At 67.9% G+C, this 15,266-nt stretch carries 13 protein-coding genes and 1 tRNA gene; 6 read left to right on the top strand and 8 right to left on the bottom strand.

Annotated elements, in window-relative coordinates; all coding sequences use genetic code 11:
• Window positions 1-17 precede the first annotated feature (17 nt).
• Entirely contained in the window at window positions 18-212 is a 195-nt protein-coding gene (locus tag BLQ75_RS17125) for a helix-turn-helix transcriptional regulator (RefSeq protein WP_092603544.1), read from the top strand.
• Window positions 209-1,576: a tyrosine-type recombinase/integrase gene (locus tag BLQ75_RS17120; RefSeq protein ID WP_092603542.1), complete on the top strand. Its 1,368-nt coding sequence runs from the start codon at window positions 209-211 to the stop codon at window positions 1,574-1,576. Before BLQ75_RS17125 ends, BLQ75_RS17120 begins: the two co-directional genes overlap by 4 nt.
• Window positions 1,577-1,697: 121 nt before the next feature.
• On the opposite strand, the gene BLQ75_RS17115 is transcribed toward BLQ75_RS17120, so the two are convergent.
• A tRNA-Tyr gene (locus BLQ75_RS17115) sits at window positions 1,698-1,779 on the bottom strand.
• Between the two features lie 119 nt (window positions 1,780-1,898).
• Between BLQ75_RS17115 and BLQ75_RS17110 the strand changes: the two genes are divergently transcribed.
• Together BLQ75_RS17110 and rfbA are read left to right on the top strand one after the other, a co-directional pair.
• Window positions 1,899-2,390, top strand: coding sequence for a YajQ family cyclic di-GMP-binding protein (locus BLQ75_RS17110; RefSeq protein WP_092603540.1), 492 nt, complete (start codon window positions 1,899-1,901; stop codon window positions 2,388-2,390).
• Window positions 2,391-2,468: 78 nt separating this feature from the next.
• Window positions 2,469-3,368: a glucose-1-phosphate thymidylyltransferase RfbA gene (rfbA, locus tag BLQ75_RS17105; protein ID WP_092603539.1), complete on the top strand. Its 900-nt coding sequence runs from the start codon at window positions 2,469-2,471 to the stop codon at window positions 3,366-3,368.
• Window positions 3,369-3,681: 313 nt separating this feature from the next.
• Here the strand turns inward: rfbA and htpX are convergent, their stop codons facing one another.
• Complete coding sequence (gene htpX, locus BLQ75_RS17100; protein WP_092603716.1) at window positions 3,682-4,557, bottom strand: zinc metalloprotease HtpX; 876 nt, start codon at window positions 4,555-4,557, stop codon at window positions 3,682-3,684.
• A gap of 482 nt (window positions 4,558-5,039) precedes the next feature.
• Here htpX and BLQ75_RS17095 point away from each other — a divergent pair, with 482 nt between their 5' ends.
• Entirely contained in the window at window positions 5,040-5,924 is an 885-nt protein-coding gene (locus BLQ75_RS17095) for a YceI family protein (protein ID WP_092603537.1), read from the top strand.
• Between the two features lie 90 nt (window positions 5,925-6,014).
• Here BLQ75_RS17095 and ddaH read toward each other — a convergent pair whose 3' ends face one another.
• Window positions 6,015-6,884 (bottom strand): dimethylargininase, encoded by an 870-nt coding sequence (gene ddaH / locus BLQ75_RS17090; protein ID WP_092603535.1) that lies wholly within the window; start codon window positions 6,882-6,884, stop codon window positions 6,015-6,017.
• Window positions 6,885-6,958: 74 nt separating this feature from the next.
• On the opposite strand from ddaH, the gene BLQ75_RS17085 reads away from it, so the two are divergent.
• Window positions 6,959-7,399 carry an Lrp/AsnC family transcriptional regulator gene (locus BLQ75_RS17085; protein ID WP_170837542.1) on the top strand — a complete coding sequence of 147 codons (441 nt, stop codon included), beginning with the start codon at window positions 6,959-6,961 and terminating at the stop codon, window positions 7,397-7,399.
• 109 nt (window positions 7,400-7,508) lie between these two features.
• Here the strand turns inward: BLQ75_RS17085 and BLQ75_RS17080 are convergent, their stop codons facing one another.
• The 5 genes from BLQ75_RS17080 to nuoL form a co-directional block, all read right to left on the bottom strand.
• Entirely contained in the window at window positions 7,509-8,834 is a 1,326-nt protein-coding gene (locus BLQ75_RS17080; protein WP_092603531.1) for a sunset domain-containing protein, read from the bottom strand.
• A gap of 90 nt (window positions 8,835-8,924) precedes the next feature.
• Window positions 8,925-9,962, bottom strand: coding sequence for a polyprenyl synthetase family protein (locus BLQ75_RS17075; RefSeq protein ID WP_280137852.1), 1,038 nt, complete (start codon window positions 9,960-9,962; stop codon window positions 8,925-8,927).
• Between the two features lie 47 nt (window positions 9,963-10,009).
• A complete protein-coding gene (nuoN, locus tag BLQ75_RS17070) occupies window positions 10,010-11,581 on the bottom strand; it encodes an NADH-quinone oxidoreductase subunit NuoN (protein WP_092603712.1) in 1,572 nt (523 codons plus the stop codon).
• 71 nt (window positions 11,582-11,652) lie between these two features.
• A complete protein-coding gene (locus BLQ75_RS17065) occupies window positions 11,653-13,251 on the bottom strand; it encodes an NADH-quinone oxidoreductase subunit M (RefSeq protein ID WP_092603529.1) in 1,599 nt (532 codons plus the stop codon).
• 52 nt (window positions 13,252-13,303) lie between these two features.
• Window positions 13,304-15,232, bottom strand: coding sequence for an NADH-quinone oxidoreductase subunit L (nuoL, locus tag BLQ75_RS17060; protein ID WP_092603710.1), 1,929 nt, complete (start codon window positions 15,230-15,232; stop codon window positions 13,304-13,306).
• Window positions 15,233-15,266: the final 34 nt, after the last annotated feature.

Raw genomic sequence — 15,266 nt, 5'->3', positions numbered from 1 at the left:
CCGCAAGGAGACACAACATGCCCAAAAACAGCGGCACCTGGCTGACCCTGGCCCAGTTCTGCGAGGAGATCAGCATCGGCCGATCGACCTTCTACGAGTGGCGTGCAAAGGGCATAGCTCCACGTTGCTTCAAGCTTCCGAACGGCGAGCTTCGTATCCGACGCACCGACGTCGAGAGCTGGCTCGACACCCTGGAGGACAACGCCGCATGACCGAAACCACGTATGACGTGCGCATCTGGAAGACCGCAGTCTGGAAAGGCAAGACCAAGACGACATATTACGTCCGTTGGACGGTGAACAAGCGGCAATTCAAGGAATCGTTCGCCACGAGCGCGCTGGCCAAGAGCTTTCGCTCGAAGCTCGTTGCGGCGATGGGGGATGGCGTCGCCTTCGACGTTGAGAGCGGGCTCCCCCACACGATGATGCGCAATACAGAGTCCGCCACGTGGTTCGACTTCGCCTGTGCATACGTGGACATGAAGTGGCCGGACATCTCGCCGGGCCACCGCAAAAGCATTGCCGACTCCTTGATTCCGATCACCTTTGCCATGCTCAAGACGACACCGAGCAAGACGGGCCAGAAAGGACAAGTAGCCCTTCGCACAGCTCTGCGGCGGGCATTCAATCCGAACACGAGACACGAAGCTCGCTCCGAGCAAGTCGATGAATCACTTCGCTGGGTCAGCAGCAACACCAGGAAGGTGGCTGAACTCGCCCATCCTGATACCCTTCGCCGCCTCTTGAGCGACCTTGAGGTGAACCTGGACGGGACAAGAGCCGCGCCTGACACAGTGCGCCTGCGAAGGGCGACGCTGACGAACGCGATCGACTTCGCCGTCGAACAGAAGTTGCTCACCAACAACCCCATGAACGAAGTCAAGACCAAAAAGAGCAAGAACACTGCCCGGCAAGTGGACCGCCGCAGCGTTCCGAACCCGGTTCAGGCCAGGTCGCTACTACGCGCAGTGGGCGATACACATCCTCAGCTCGTGGCGTTCTTCGCTCTCATGTACTTCGCTGCCCTACGCCCGGAGGAAGCTACGAACCTACGTAAGCAGGATATTTCGTTGCCCAGCGAGGGTTGGGGCGAGTTGTACCTCGATCGAGCCACCCCCGAAGTGGGCGAGGAGTGGACCGACACACGCACCCGCAGCGAGGAGCGGGGGCTGAAGCACAGAGCAGATGATGCGGGACGTCCAGTGCCATGCTCACCCGAACTAACCGAGATCTTGCACAACCACATCAACACCTACGGCACTGCTTCGGATGGTCGTCTCTTCCGAGGGAAACGGAACGGTGGGCGCTTGCCGAGCAGCGTTTACGGACGAGCGTGGGCCAGGGCTCGCGCCACGACGTTCACCCCCGAGGTAACAGATTCCCTGCTCGCCAAGCGTCCCTATGATCTTCGACACGCCGCAGTGTCGACGTGGCTCAACGCCGGAGTGGAACCAACACGGGTAGCACAGTGGGCCGGGCACAGCGTCGGGGTCCTGCTCCGCGTCTACGCCAAGTGCCTCGACGGCGGCGAGGAAGCAGCACGGGCGCGGGTCCAGCGGGCGCTGGAGGGCCGCTGAGATTTCGGCGCGTATTTGGCGTGAATGATCGGATACCGCCGGACAGTCCCGGACACAACCGGACGCACGAGAAACCGCCCCCTGTCCTGGCTTCGCAGGTCAGAGGGCGGTTTCCCCGGTGTGCCGGGTAGAGGATTCGAACCTCTGAAGCGTAACGCGGCTGATTTACAGTCAGCTCCCTTTGGCCGCTCGGGCAACCCGGCTCGACAGCCATCCGCTGTTGGCTTGTACCAAAATCATACATACCGGCATCCGCTCGACCACAAGGGGGGCCGGGTAGCGTAATCGGTCACCACACCAGCGCTTGTGAGGAGTTTTCGACATGGCGGACCCGTCGTTCGACGTCGTGAGCAAGGTCGACCGGCAGGAAGTGGACAACGCGCTCAACCAGGCGGCCAAGGAGCTCGCGAACCGCTTCGACTTCAGGGGCACCGGCACGAAGATCAGCTGGTCCGGGGATGAGGCGGTGACGCTGGAGTCCGAGACCGAGGAACGCTGCAGGGCGGCGGTCGAGGTGTTCAAGGAGAAGCTGGTCAAGCGCGGCATCTCGTTGAAGGCGGTCGATCTGGGCGAGCCGGTGAGCTCCGGGCAGGTGCACCGGGTCTCCGGCACCCTCAAGCAGGGGATCGCACAGGAGACGGCCAAGAAGATCTCCAAGAAGATCCGCGACGAGGCTCCCAAGGGGGTGCAGGCGCAGATCCAGGGCGACCAGTTGCGGGTGTCGGGCAAGAAGAAAGACGATCTGCAGGCCGTGATCTCGCTACTGAAAAACAGCGACTTCGACGTTGCACTGCAGTTCGAGAACTACCGTTGAGGATCGTGGGCGGTGCGGCGGACGGCGGGGCGTCGCCGCCGCCCGCACAGTACTCGTAACCGTCGACGGGAGAACTCGGTGAAGGGAATCGTGTTGGCCGGAGGCAACGGCACGCGGCTGCACCCGGCCACCCAGGTGGTGTCCAAACAACTTCTCCCGGTCTACGACAAACCGATGGTGTACTACCCGCTGTCGGTGCTGATGCTGGCGGGCATCCGGGACATCCTGCTGATCTCCACACCCGACGACCTCCCGCTGTTCCGCCGCCTGTTCGGTGACGGCTCTCACCTCGGGCTGCGGATGGAGTACGCCACCCAGTCGGAGCCCAACGGGCTGGCCGAGGCGTTCCTGATCGGCGCCGACTTCATCGGCGAGGACTCCGTGGCCCTGGTGCTGGGTGACAACATCTTCTACGGCCAGGGATTGTCGAAGCTGCTGCAGCGCAGCACCGTCGAGCTGGAGGGCTGCACCCTGTTCGGCTACGCGGTGCGCGACCCGCAGCGCTACGGGGTCGGCGAGACCGACGGTGCGGGCAGGCTCGTCTCGCTGGAGGAGAAGCCCGTCTCCCCCCGTTCCAACAAGGCGATCACTGGGCTCTACCTCTACGACAACGAGGTGACCGACATCGCGCGCACGCTGCGCCCCTCGGCACGCGGCGAGCTGGAGATCACCGACATCAACTCCGAGTACCTCCGGCAGGGCAGGGCGCGGCTGGTCGAGTTGAACCGTGGTTACGCCTGGCTGGACACCGGAACGCACGAGTCGCTGCTGGAAGCGGGGCAGTTCGTGCAGGTACTGGAGCACCGCCAGGGGGTGCGCATCGCGTGCCTGGAGGAGATCGCCCTGCGCATGGGATACATCACTCCCGAGGCGTGCCACCGGCTCGGCGAGGAGCTGTCCAAGTCCGGCTACGGACGGTACGTGATGGAGATCGCCGAGACGATAGCCGGAAGGAAGCCGGACGCCGGAGCCGAGTGAGTCGGCTCCCGTACGAGCGGTGTCGATCTCTCGCGAAATCGCCGCGCCGCTGGGCGAGGCCGACGGTGAACATGGGGGGCGGTTCCCCGCGCGGAGGCCGTCGATCTCCCGCGAGATCGACGCCACCGGAGAGCCGCCGTCGGGACGCGGCCGTGCGGGTCGCGGCGCGGGTGTCCCCGGTGCGTGAGTCGGATGCATCGCGAGGCCGGGCCGCTCGCCGCGCAGGTCGCTACTCACCAGCCGGCCCAACGCGGCAAGGCGCCGACTCACGTGCCGGCTACCCGGCCACGCACGTGAGTGTTGATGCTCCCTCTCAGTAATGGGTGGGCAGCTGGCGCCCGGCCATCCCCTCCAGCCGACGCACCCGGTCGGCGATGGGTGGATGGGTGGAGAACAACTTCGTCATCCGCTCCCCGGGCCGGAAGGGGTTGGCGATCATCAGGTGGGATTCGCTGACCAACTTGGGCTCCGCCGCCAGCGGAGCCTGCTTGGTGCCCCGTTCCAGTTTCCGCAACGCGGAAGCCAGCGCGAGCGGGTCCCCGGTGAGCTCAGCCCCCGAGGAATCGGCCTGGTACTCGCGTGAGCGGCTCACCGCCATCTGGATCACTCCCGCCGCCACCGGTCCGAGCAGGGACACCAGCAGCATCGCCATCAGGTTCGGCCGGTCCTCGTCGTCCCCGCCGAAGTGCGCGAAGAGCAGCCCGAAGTTGGCGATGAAGGTGACCGCGCTGGCCAGCGCCCCGGCCACGCTCGATATCAGGATGTCCCGGTTGTAGACGTGCGAGAGCTCGTGTCCGAGAACCGCACGCAGTTCACGCTCGTCGAGCAGTTCGAGTATGCCTGCGGTGGCGCAGACGGCCGCGTTGCGCGGGTTGCGGCCGGTCGCGAACGCGTTGGGCGCGACAGTGGGGCTGATGTACAACGCGGGCATCGGTTGCTTCGCGGCCGTGGCCAGTTCCCGCACGATGCGGTACATGGCTGGCTGCTCGGCCTCTGAGACCGGCCGGGCCCGCATCGACCGCAGGGCGAGGTTGGCCGAGTTGAAGTACGCGTAGCCGTTCATGCCGAGCGCGACCAGCAGCGCCACGACCATGCCGAACCGCCCGAACAGCGCTCCGATCAACACGATGAGTGCACTCATGGCGCCGAGCAGGAGCGCCGTTTTGACTCCGTTCCAATTCCTGTGCAACGTGACTCCGCCTCCGCCCGGACTCCGGACCAGATTTCCGGGGGCGACGAGCTCGTCGTGACCGAGAACCACGCACGGTTTCCGGCTTTTCACGCTCGCTGAGCGCCCCGTGAAGAACTCACCCGGACAACGTCGCGCGTCTACCGCCAGTTCCGTGACAAGGCACGCCGAACACGTCACAAAATCGATGGAGACCGGGCTCACAGCACCACCGATCAGCTTCCTCTCGCGAGGAAACTAAACTGTTGAGAACTTGCAAACGGCTCGTGCACTCGGCTCGTCGCCGACGCGCGGGGCCGAGCCCTGCCAGCAGCGCTCTGCTGAACCGGTTGCCGTGGTGGTCACTCGGCGGAACCTCCCGCCCGCTCCCGCACCGCCGCTCGACGTCGAGCGGCGAGTCCCGAGCGCACCCGCGGTCGAAGCACGGGCTCCGAGGCGTACTGCTGCCACCGGCATCCGGCCGGCGGCGGAGAGGATTCGGATTGGTCTTGTCGAAACTGCTCGGACGTAGTGCCACGCGCAGACCCGCCCGGGAGGGGGCGAGCAACGCGCTGCCTCCCACTCCGCTCGACGGCGGGACGCTGAGCTGTCAGGTACACGACGAAGCCGACCGCCCGCTGCCGGAGGCGACCGTGACGGTGGTGAACCGGCTGAACCAGCAGGTCGCCAGCGGGAGCACCGACGGGTACGGGTTCTTCCTCGCGACGGTGCAGCCCGGTACGCACAAGGTGTCGATCACGGCGGGCGGCTACCAGCGCACGGGCACCAGGGCCGAGGTCCGCACGAACCGGCACACCGCGATCGGTTCCGTGAGACTGAAGCGCGACCCGGAGAGCGCGCTGCCCGATCCCGGGGTGTGGACGTTCGACCAGGACCACACCGAGATTCGGTTCGTCGCCCAGCACATCGGCATGTCGAAGATCCACGGCGCGTTCCGGGAGCTGGAGGGGCGCGTCACCGTCCGCGAGCCGTTCGAGAGGTCGAAGGTCGAGGTCTCCATCGACGCCGCCAGCATCGACACCGGCGTACGCATGCGGGACGACCATCTGCGCTCGGCGGACTTTCTGGACGTGACCAACCACCCGAGGCTGTACTTCCACAGCGACCGGCTGACCCAGCTGCGCGGTGACCGCTGGTCGGTGGGCGGCCAGCTGACGCTGCGCGGCAGGAGCAGTCCCGTGCAGCTGGACACCACCTACCTGGGAACGCGGTCGTGGAACGGCACCAGAACGGCGTGCCACTGCACCACCGAGCTGCGGCGCGAGGACTACTCGGTGAACTGGCAGCAGCTGTTGAGCAAGGGGATCGGTGTGGTCGGCCCGACGGTCCGGGTCGAGCTGGACGTTCAGGCCGTTCTGGAGGAGTGAGCGGCCCCGCCCGGGCACGGTTCGCGCTCGCCGGACCGTGCCGCCGCACCGGGAGCGACCGCCCCGCCCGTCAGGCCGTTCGTCCCCGGCTCACTCGTGCAGCTCCATCGTGCAGCACTTGGGGCCGCCGCCCGACTTGCGCAGCTCGGAGATGTCGGTGAGCAGCGGCTCGTAGCCCTGTGAGCGCAGTCGTTCGGCGAGCCCGGTGGCCTCGCTCGGCAGCACGACGTGCTTGCCGTCTGAGACACCGTTGAGCCCCAGGCACTCCGCGTCGGCCGCGTCAGCGATCACGGCGTCCGGGAAGAGCCTGCGCAGCACTCGCTGCGATCCCTCGGAGAACGCCTCGGGGTAGTAGGCGACCTGGGGTCGCTCCCCCTTCCGCAGGACGAACAACGCGGTGTCCAGGTGGTAGTAGCGGGGGTCGGTCAGCCGCAGCGACACGACCGGCACGCCGAGCACCTCCTGCGCCTCGGCGTGGGCCTGCGGGTCGGTGCGGAAACCACTTCCCGCCAGCAGCAGCTGCCCGGTCCAGGCGAAGTCGCCCTCGGCCTCGTTGATCCGGGAGGGCATCACGATCTCGCGGTAGCCGCTGGTGGCGAACCACCGGCGGAAGTGCTCCGCCTCGGGGGCCCGCTCCGAGGAGCGGAACCGCGCCCCGAGCACCCTGCCGCCGATCACGGTTCCGGAGTTGGCGGAGAAGACCATGTCGGGCAGGCCGGGCTGGGCAGGCACCGTCTCCACGGTGTGGCCGAGCCGCCGGTAGATCTCCGCGAGCTCGCGCCACTGCTCCATCGCCAGCTCGGTGTCCACCGGCCGCTCGGGATCCATCCAGGGATTGATGGAGTACTCCACGGCGAAGTACTCCGGCGGGCACATCACGTAGTGGCGCCGCGTCGGTACGCGTTCGCTCGTGTCGTGCCGTTGAACAGGATCGGGCGCTGCGACAGTGGACACCGACATAATTCGTAATCTAGTGCGTACTTCTGTGGTATTCAATGCTCCTTCATTGCGGTGAGTGCGGCAGAATGTTGCATATGGACCCCCTGGATCAACGGATCGTTTCGCAGTTAGTCACCGACGCCAGAGCCAGCTACGCGGAGATCGGCGAGGCCGTCGGTCTCTCCGCCCCCGCGGTGAAGCGGCGGGTGGACAAACTGCTGGACAGCGGCATCCTGCAGGGCTTCACCGCCGTGGTGGACCCGGAGGCGCTCGGGTGGGGGACCGAGGCATTCGTGGAAGTGCACTGCCACGGCAACGTCCCCACCGATCGGCTGCTCGCCGGGCTGGAACCGCTCCCCGAGGTGGTACGCGCCTACACCGTTTCGGGGGAGGCGGACGCGATAGTGCATCTGCGCGCCGCCGACATACACCACCTCGAAACGGCCTTGGAACGGCTACGCGCCGTGGAGTTCATCAACCGAACCGTATCCACGGTGGTGCTGTCGAGGCTGTTGGACAGGCCACCCCAGGCGTAGCAGGGCGTCGTCGAGTCGGTTTCTCGCCGTGCTGGGTCGGCGGAACCTCTCTCGAGCTCTCGCTCTTGGTGAGGACCGACACCGAGGAGTGACTCGCGGGTCGATCCGCTCAGGCGCGGGACCGACCGTCCCAGGCCACGAACCCCGCCTGTTCGGCGTCAGCGGCGTCGCGGAACCACACCTCCGCGACCACCCGGTCGAAGTAGGGCGAGTCCTCGGTGTGGTACTGCCGCGAGTCGAACTGCCCCTTGACCGTGTAGCCGGCGTCCGGCCTCGGCTGTTCCGGGTATCTCTCGTCCGGGTACCACTCCTGGGGAGCGGCCCCGGAGACCACGCTCCCCGCGCTCTCCCCGGTCTCGGAGCCCCGCCCGCCCAGAACGTTGCCGGTGATCACCGAGTTGGCCGAAGAGCCGCGGGGACGGGTGTACGCTCCGGGAACCCGCTTCGGCAGTTCCTCGGCCGCCGTGCCGGGCCCGGTGGAGGTGTGCTCCCCGGTGAGCTCATCAGCGGTGGGAGGGGAGGCGACTCCGTCGGTCACCGGTTCCCCGGCGGTGGGTGGCAGCTCGGCACCGCTGCGGTCCGGATCGATGCCGGGGGTCACCATCGGTTCGAACAGGGAGCGCAACCTGCCGGTCAGCTCACCCTCGCCGTCCCCGGACATCCGGGTTTCCCCGGGAGCGTCCCGCCTCGAGCCGTGCTCGCTCCCCTCCGCGCGAGGCGTGGAGGGCTCCGAGGCGACGTTGTCGGTGTCGTACATGTCGAACTCGGTGGCCGCGAACCACGTGTTGTCGGGCTCCGCTCCGGAGTGCTCGGCTTCGGAGCCCACTTCGGCGGGGGCCGTGGGCTTCGCGGCACCGCTGGCGGCCTCCGCGCCGAGGTACGGCCGGGACCGCTGCTCGCGCTCCCGCTCCAACCGCAGGTCGGCGTCCTCGAACGAGACGGTTTCCGTTCGCCCGGAGGCTTCCTGCACCGGCTGCCACTCCGCGGTGTCCTCCCCCTGGCCGGCGGTCCCACCGCCCACCGGGGTCGCGAAGACGGAGCCGCCGAAGTCCTCGGAGGCCGCCGCCATCCAACGGGCGCGTTGGCTCCCCAACGGCCGGGGCACGCTCTCGGTAGGTCGCTCCGGCCCACCGGCGGGAACGGTTTCAGCCGGGGCTTCGGGAAGGTGAGCGGTCCGTTCGACGGTGGGGTCCGATCCCGGCTCCCGCACGGTTTCGTCCCCGGCCACTGGCCAGACCTCGGTGTCGCGGTGTAGCTCTCGCTCCGGAACCGGTTCGGAGTCCCACACCGGGATGTCGCCCTCGGGGACGGGACGCTCGCGCGACTCGCGCAGCTGCCGGTGGGCGGGCCGGACGAACAGCAGCCAGGTAACGGCCGCACCCGCCGAGAACGCGGCCACGCTCCACAGCCACACCTGGGTAAACAGCCACGTCACCGCTGCGGTCCTTTCTCTCGCGAAGTCAACCGGCGACGAGTACGACCACGCCCGGAGCCGACGGGGTGGGCGACGACGTGCGGTCGCGCTTCATCGGGTTCGAGCCACGACGTAGTCGACCAGCGCGTAGAGCGCCTGCCGGGCAGGACAGTCCGGCAGGCGGGTCAGCTCCGCACTCGCCTGCTCAGCGTAAGTGTCCAGGGTTCGGCGCGCCCGAGCCAACCCGGACGACTCCCGCAGCCGCCGCAGCGCCTCCTGCACGTCGCCATCCGCCGTCAGGGACCCCGAAAGCAGCTCACGTAACCGCGTGTCGGGATCGGGAGCGGTCAACTCGTAGAGCATCGGCAGTGTACGGACTCCCTCCCGGAGATCGGTACCGGGCGTCTTGCCCGACTCGTCCGGGGGCGAGGCGATGTCGATGATGTCGTCCGAGATCTGGAACGCGGTGCCGACGATCTTGCCGATGTTCTCCAGGATCTCCACCCGCTCCCCGTCGGCACCGCTGAACTCGGCGCCGAACCGACCGCAGGTGGCGATCAGCGAGCCGGTCTTCTCGTCGATCACCTCCAGGTAGTGCGCCACGATGTCCTCGTCCGCACCGGCCCCGACGGTCTCGCGCATCTGGCCGGTGACGAGGGCCTCGAAAGTGCGGGCCAACCTCCGGACGGCGTCGCTGCCCAGATCGGCGGCCAGCTGGGAGGCCTGGGCGAACAAGAAGTCCCCCGTGAGGATGGCCACCGAGTTGTCCCACCTGGCGTTGGCGCTGCTGGCGCCGCGCCGCATGGTGGCCTCGTCCATCACGTCGTCGTGGTAGAGCGTGGCCAGGTGGACCATCTCGAGGATCACGGCGGACTTGGTCACCGCTTCCCGATCCGATTCGCCGAACTCGGCCGCCAACAACGTGAACAGCGGCCGGAAGCGCTTACCTCCCGCTTCGACAAGGTGCAGCGAGGCGCGGGTGGTGAAGTCCAGATCGCTGTGCACGGCTTCGTGCAGCAGTCGTTCCACCCGCGCCATCCCCGCCCGCACCGATTCGGCGAGCTGCGGATCGGCAATGTCGAAACCACCGGCCACGGTGCCCGTCTCCCACGGCACACCGCTGGTCGGATCACCAACTGGGCTGGTCACGTCACCGTCGCCTTCGTCTCCCCCGGAAATGCCCTGCGAGGGACACCCTACGACACGAAGCCACCGACACTCGCCCAGTCCAGCGCCAGCATCGGAACCAGGCCGAGCAGCAACGTCACCACCACCCCGAGTGTTATGGCCGCGGTGGTGAAAGCGCCGGGCACGCTGACGGTGGGCCCGTCCGGCGCCGGGTCGTTGAAGAACATCAGCACGATGACGCGGAGGTAGATGAACGCGGCCAGCGCGCTGGCCAGCAGCGCTATGACCACCAGCGGCCCCATACCCGCCGAGAAGGCCGCTGAGAAGACCGCGAACTTGCCCATGAAACCGCTGGTCGCCGGGATACCGGCCAGTGCGAGCAGCAGGAAGGTGAACACCGTGGCCACCACGGGCGAGCGTTTGGCCAGCCCCGCCCAGTCGGAGAGGTGAGTCGCCTCACCCTCCGAGGTGCGGACCAGCCCGATGGTCCCGAACACCGCCAGCGTGGTGAAGCCGTAGGCGAGCAGGTAGAACAGCGTCGCCGACAGTCCCCGCTCGGTCAGCGTGATCGCCCCGACCATGAGAAATCCCGCATGCGCGATCGAGGAGTAGGCGATCATGCGCTTGAGGTCCCGTTGGGTCAGCCCGGACACCACCCCGATGACCATCGACAGCACCGCGACGCTCCACAGCACCCAGTGCCACTCCCAGCTGGAGGCCCGGAAGGCGACGTGCAGCAGCCGCAACAGCCCACCGAAGGCGGCGACCTTGGTGCAGGCCGCCATGAAACCGGTCACCGCCGTCGGGGCACCGTGGTACACGTCCGGGGTCCAGAGGTGGAACGGCCCGACCGAACCCTTGAACAGCAGCCCCATGACCACCAATCCGAGACCGGCGAACAGCAGGGTGTCCGAGCGCAGGCTCCCCGCCGTGGCGTCGGCGATGTCGGAGAACTTCACCGAGCCCGCGTAGCCGTACAGCAGTGCCAGGCCGTAGAGGAAGAACGCGGAGGCGAAGGCACCCAGCAGGAAGTACTTGACCGCGGCTTCCTGCGAGAGCAGCCTGCGCCGCCTGGCCAGGCCGCACAGCAGGTAGAGCGGCAGGCTCAGCACCTCCAGCGCGACGAACATCGTCAGCAGGTCGTTGGCCGCGCAGAACACCATCATCCCGCCGAGGGAGAACAGCACCAGCGGGAAGACCTCGGTGCGCATCCCGACCACCGAGGCGCTCGCCCGGTCCATGACCTCGGCCGAGGCCGCACCGGGGGCGTCGGCGGGGTGCCGCGATGCGGTTCCGCCCGACGCCGCGTTCGTCTCGGCGACGAACGCGCCGCCCGGCTCGATCGAACGATCGGCGATCAGCAGGATCGCCCCGAGCGCCAGCGCCAGCAGCGTTCCCCACAGGAACAGCGTCGCCGGCCCCACCGCCACGGTGTCCGCGAAGGTGGTGCCGCCGGTGTTGATCTCCCTGGCGTGCCGGATCAGGGCCGCACCCGCGCAGACCACGGTCAGCAGACTCAGCGCCACCTGCACCGCCCAGCGCTGGCGCCGGGGGACGAACGCCTCGACCAGCACGCCCAGACACGCCGCGACCAGCACGATCAACACCGGCGCGACGGCCGCGTAGGCGATCGGCGGCATGTCGGTGGACTGCTGGGCCAGCACTTCGGAATGCCGGTCCGGGACACCGGTTCGCGCTACCACTCCCACTGTCAGTTACCTCCCTGAGAGGTCACGGGATCGGTGACGCCGACCTCGCTCATCGTTGCTTCCACCGAGGGGGTGATCACGTCCAGCACCGGGGCGGGGTACAACCCCAGCAGAACGATCAGCACCACGAGGGGCGCCAGAACGCCGATCTCCCTGCCGTCGAGATCGCGGAGGGCGAGCCTGCTGGCGCCGGAGCCTGTTCCACCGCTCGCGGCGAACTCCGGGTCGGTCGCGGCTCCCGGGCCGCCCGCCGAGTCGAGCAGCGCGGTCCCCGACAGTGGTCCCTGCATGATCCGCTGGTAGAGCCGGAGCACGTACACCGCCGCCAGCACCATCCCGACGGTGGCCAGTATCGCGAACACCGGCCGGGTGGCGAACGAGCCGATCAGCACGAGGAACTCGCTGATGAAGGAGTTGGTTCCCGGCAGGGAGAGGGTGCTCAGCCCGGCGACCAGCAGCATCCCGGCCAGCAGCGGGGTGACCCGCGCCATGCCGCCGTAGTCGGCGATCCTGCTGGACCCGCCACGCGCGATGATCATTCCGATCACCAGCACGAGCATGCCGGTGGCGATGCTGTGGTTGACCATGTAGGACGCCGCGCCCACCTGCGCCTGCGAGGTGAACGCGAAGATGCCCAACGCGATGAATCCGAAGTGGGCGATCGAGACGTAGGCGATGAACCGCTTGAGGTCGGTCTGGGCGAACGCCTGCAGCGAGCCGTACAGCACACCGACCACGCCCAGCGTGAGCACCAGCGGCGCCAGCAGCTGGGACGCCTCCGGAGCCAGCGGCAGGCTGTAGCGCAGGAATCCGAAGGTGCCGACCTTGTCCAGTACACCGACCACGATGACCGCCACCCCGATGGGGGCCTGTTCCGCGGCGTCGGGCAGCCAGGTGTGCAGCGGAACCAGCGGGGCCTTGATCGCGAACGCCGCGAAGAAGCCCAGGAAGATCCACACCTGCACCGAGGTGGGCGCGTCGGCGAGCACTCCCCGCAGCGTGGCCCAGTCGAAGGTCCCCTGCCCCGTGGTGCGGGCCGCGTAGGAGTAGGCGCCGATGGCCGAGGCCAGCATGATCAGCCCGCCGAGGAAGGAGTACAGGAAGAACTTCACCGCCGCGTACTGCCGCCTGCTGCCGCCGTAACCGCCGATCAGGAAGTACATCGGGATCAGCATGATCTCGAACAGCACGTAGAACACGAACACGTCGGTGGCCGCGAACACCGCCACGGTCAGCGCCTGTTCGACCAGCAGCAGCGCGAAGAACCCGCCCCGGCTCCGCTCCGAGGGGAGCCGCTCCCGCCAGCTGAATCCCAGCACCAGGGGCATCAGCAGTGCTATCACCGCGACCATCACGAGCGCGATGCCGTCCAGCCCGAACGACAGGCTTATGCCGTAGGTGGGTATCCACTCGATCGAGCCACTCAGCTGTAGCCTGGCGCCACCGGGCCGGTAACTCGCCCACGCCACCGCCGCGAGCACCAGCTCGGCCAGCGAGAAGCCCAGGGCCACCGGTTTGGCCGCGCGTTCGTTGCCACGCAGCAGCGCCACGACGATCGCGCCGAGCAGCGGCAGCAGAATCAGCGCGAGGAGCAGGTTCATCGCGTCTCCTCTTCTCCGGCGATTTCGCGGGAATTCGGGCAACGAGCCGTCGTCATGGAGTTCCCACCGAGAGCAGGGCGGCCACCAGCAGGACGCCGCCGACCAACATGGACATCGCGTAGGACCGGACGAAACCGGTCTGCCACCGTCGCAGCACCCCCGAGAGGGCACCGAGGGTCGAGGCCACTCCGTTGACCGTGCCGTCGACACCCGCCCGGTCGAACCGGGCCAGCCCGTCCGCCAGCCCCACGGTCGGGCGCACCGCCACCGCGCGGTTGAGCGCGTTGCCGTAGAGATCGGCGCGCGCCGCGCGCACCACCGGCGAGACCCGCTGCGGGGCGGTGTCGGGAACCCGGCGGCGTCCGACCACCAGCCAGGCCACCAGCACCCCTACGGCGGACAGTCCCAGCGTGAGCACCGGGATCACCGAGTGCGGCAGCACGGTGTGTCCCTCCTGGAGCTCACCGAGGGCCGGGCTCAGGAAGTGCACCAGCCGCTCACCGCTGGTCAGCAGGAAGCCCGCCGCCACCGAGCCGACCGCGAGCACGATCATCGGGCCGGTCATCACGGCGGGCGACTCGTGCGGGTGGAACTCCTCGCCCTCGGAGGTGGTCCGGTTCCGCCAGCGCCGCTCACCGAAGAAGGTCATCAGCATCAGGCGGGTCATGTAGAAGGCGGTCAGGCCAGCCCCGAGGACCGCCGCGCCACCGAGGACCCAGCCCCGCCAACCGGGCTCGGCGAATGCGGCTCCGATGATGGCTTCCTTGGAGTAGTAGCCGGACAGGAAGGGGAAACCGATCAGTGCCAGATAGCCGAGCCCGAACGTGGCGAAGGTGATCGGCATGTAGCGGTAGAGCCCGCCGAACTTGCGCATGTCGACCTCGTCGCGCATGCCGTGCATCACCGATCCCGCACCCAGGAACAGTCCGGCCTTGAAGAAGCCGTGCGTGAGCAGGTGCATGATTCCCAGGGCGTAGCCCGCCGGTCCCAGCCCGACGGCGAGCATCATGTAGCCGATCTGGCTGACCGTGGAATAGGCCAGGACCTTCTTGATGTCGTCGTAGGCGCAGCCGATCACGCAACCGACGAGCAGGGTAACCGCGCCGACGATCGCGACCACCAGCTGGCCGACCTCGGTCATGCTGTAGAGCGGGTTGGCCCGCGCGATCAGGTACACCCCGGCGGTGACCATGGTGGCGGCGTGGATCAGCGCCGAGACGGGGGTGGGGCCCTCCATCGCGTCGGGCAGCCAGGCCTGCAGCGGCACCTGGCCGGACTTGCCGCAGGCCCCGAGCAGCAGCAACAGCGCGATGGCCAGCACCGTGCCCGAGGAGAGTTCGTCGGCGCGGGCGAACACCTCGGCGTACTGGGTGGTGCCGAGCCGCGCGAACAGCAGGAAGATCGCCAGTGCGAGCCCGACGTCGCCGACCCGGTTCATCACGAATGCCTTGGTGGCCGCGCCAGCGGCGCTGGGGCGCTGCTGCCAGAACCCGATGAGCAGGTAGGAGGCCAGCCCGACGCCCTCCCAGCCGAGGTAGAGGGTCACGAAGCTGTTGCCCAGCACCAGGATCAGCATCGCCGCCACGAACAGGTTCAGGTACCCGAAGAAGCGGCGCCGTTCGGTGTTGCCTCGGCCCGTTCGCCCCTGCTGGTCGTGGGCCATGTAGCCGATCGAGTAGATGTGGATCAGCGAGCCGACACCGGTGATCAGCAGCACGAACACCAGCGACAGCGGGTCGATACGCAGTCCGAAGTCGACCTGCAGGGAGTTGACGGGTATCCAGGAGAACAGGTGCAGCGAGCGCGCGGCCTGCTCCGAACCGCCGACCGAGGAGAACAGGGCCAGGGCGTATCCGAAGGAGGCGATGACCGTGGCGCACCCCAGCAGGTGCCCCCAGCCGTTGGCGCGCCTGCCCGCCAACAGCAGTACAGCCGCACCGAGCAACGGAATCGCGATGATCAGCCACGCATTGCTCTGAATCGCTCCCTGAGCGGCCTGCACCGGCTCCGGAGCG

Origin of the sequence: Actinopolyspora xinjiangensis (genome assembly GCF_900104475.1) — a bacterium.
Classification (GTDB): Bacteria; Actinomycetota; Actinomycetes; order Mycobacteriales; family Pseudonocardiaceae; genus Actinopolyspora; species Actinopolyspora xinjiangensis.
The sequence above is the reverse complement of the archived record's forward strand: the minus strand, read 5'-3'. Positions and strand labels throughout refer to the sequence as shown.

Coding starts and splice junctions, on each gene's coding strand:
- BLQ75_RS17125 (WP_092603544.1), top strand. CDS start 18: ATGCCCAAAAACAGCGGCACCTGGCTGACCCTGGCCCAGTTCTGCGAG.
- BLQ75_RS17120 (WP_092603542.1), top strand. CDS start 209: ATGACCGAAACCACGTATGACGTGCGCATCTGGAAGACCGCAGTCTGG.
- BLQ75_RS17110 (WP_092603540.1), top strand. CDS start 1,899: ATGGCGGACCCGTCGTTCGACGTCGTGAGCAAGGTCGACCGGCAGGAA.
- ddaH (WP_092603535.1), bottom strand. CDS start 6,884: ATGTCGGTGTCCACTGTCGCAGCGCCCGATCCTGTTCAACGGCACGAC.
- BLQ75_RS17085 (WP_170837542.1), top strand. CDS start 6,959: ATGGACCCCCTGGATCAACGGATCGTTTCGCAGTTAGTCACCGACGCC.
- nuoN (WP_092603712.1), bottom strand. CDS start 11,581: ATGCCGCCGATCGCCTACGCGGCCGTCGCGCCGGTGTTGATCGTGCTG.
- BLQ75_RS17065 (WP_092603529.1), bottom strand. CDS start 13,251: ATGAACCTGCTCCTCGCGCTGATTCTGCTGCCGCTGCTCGGCGCGATC.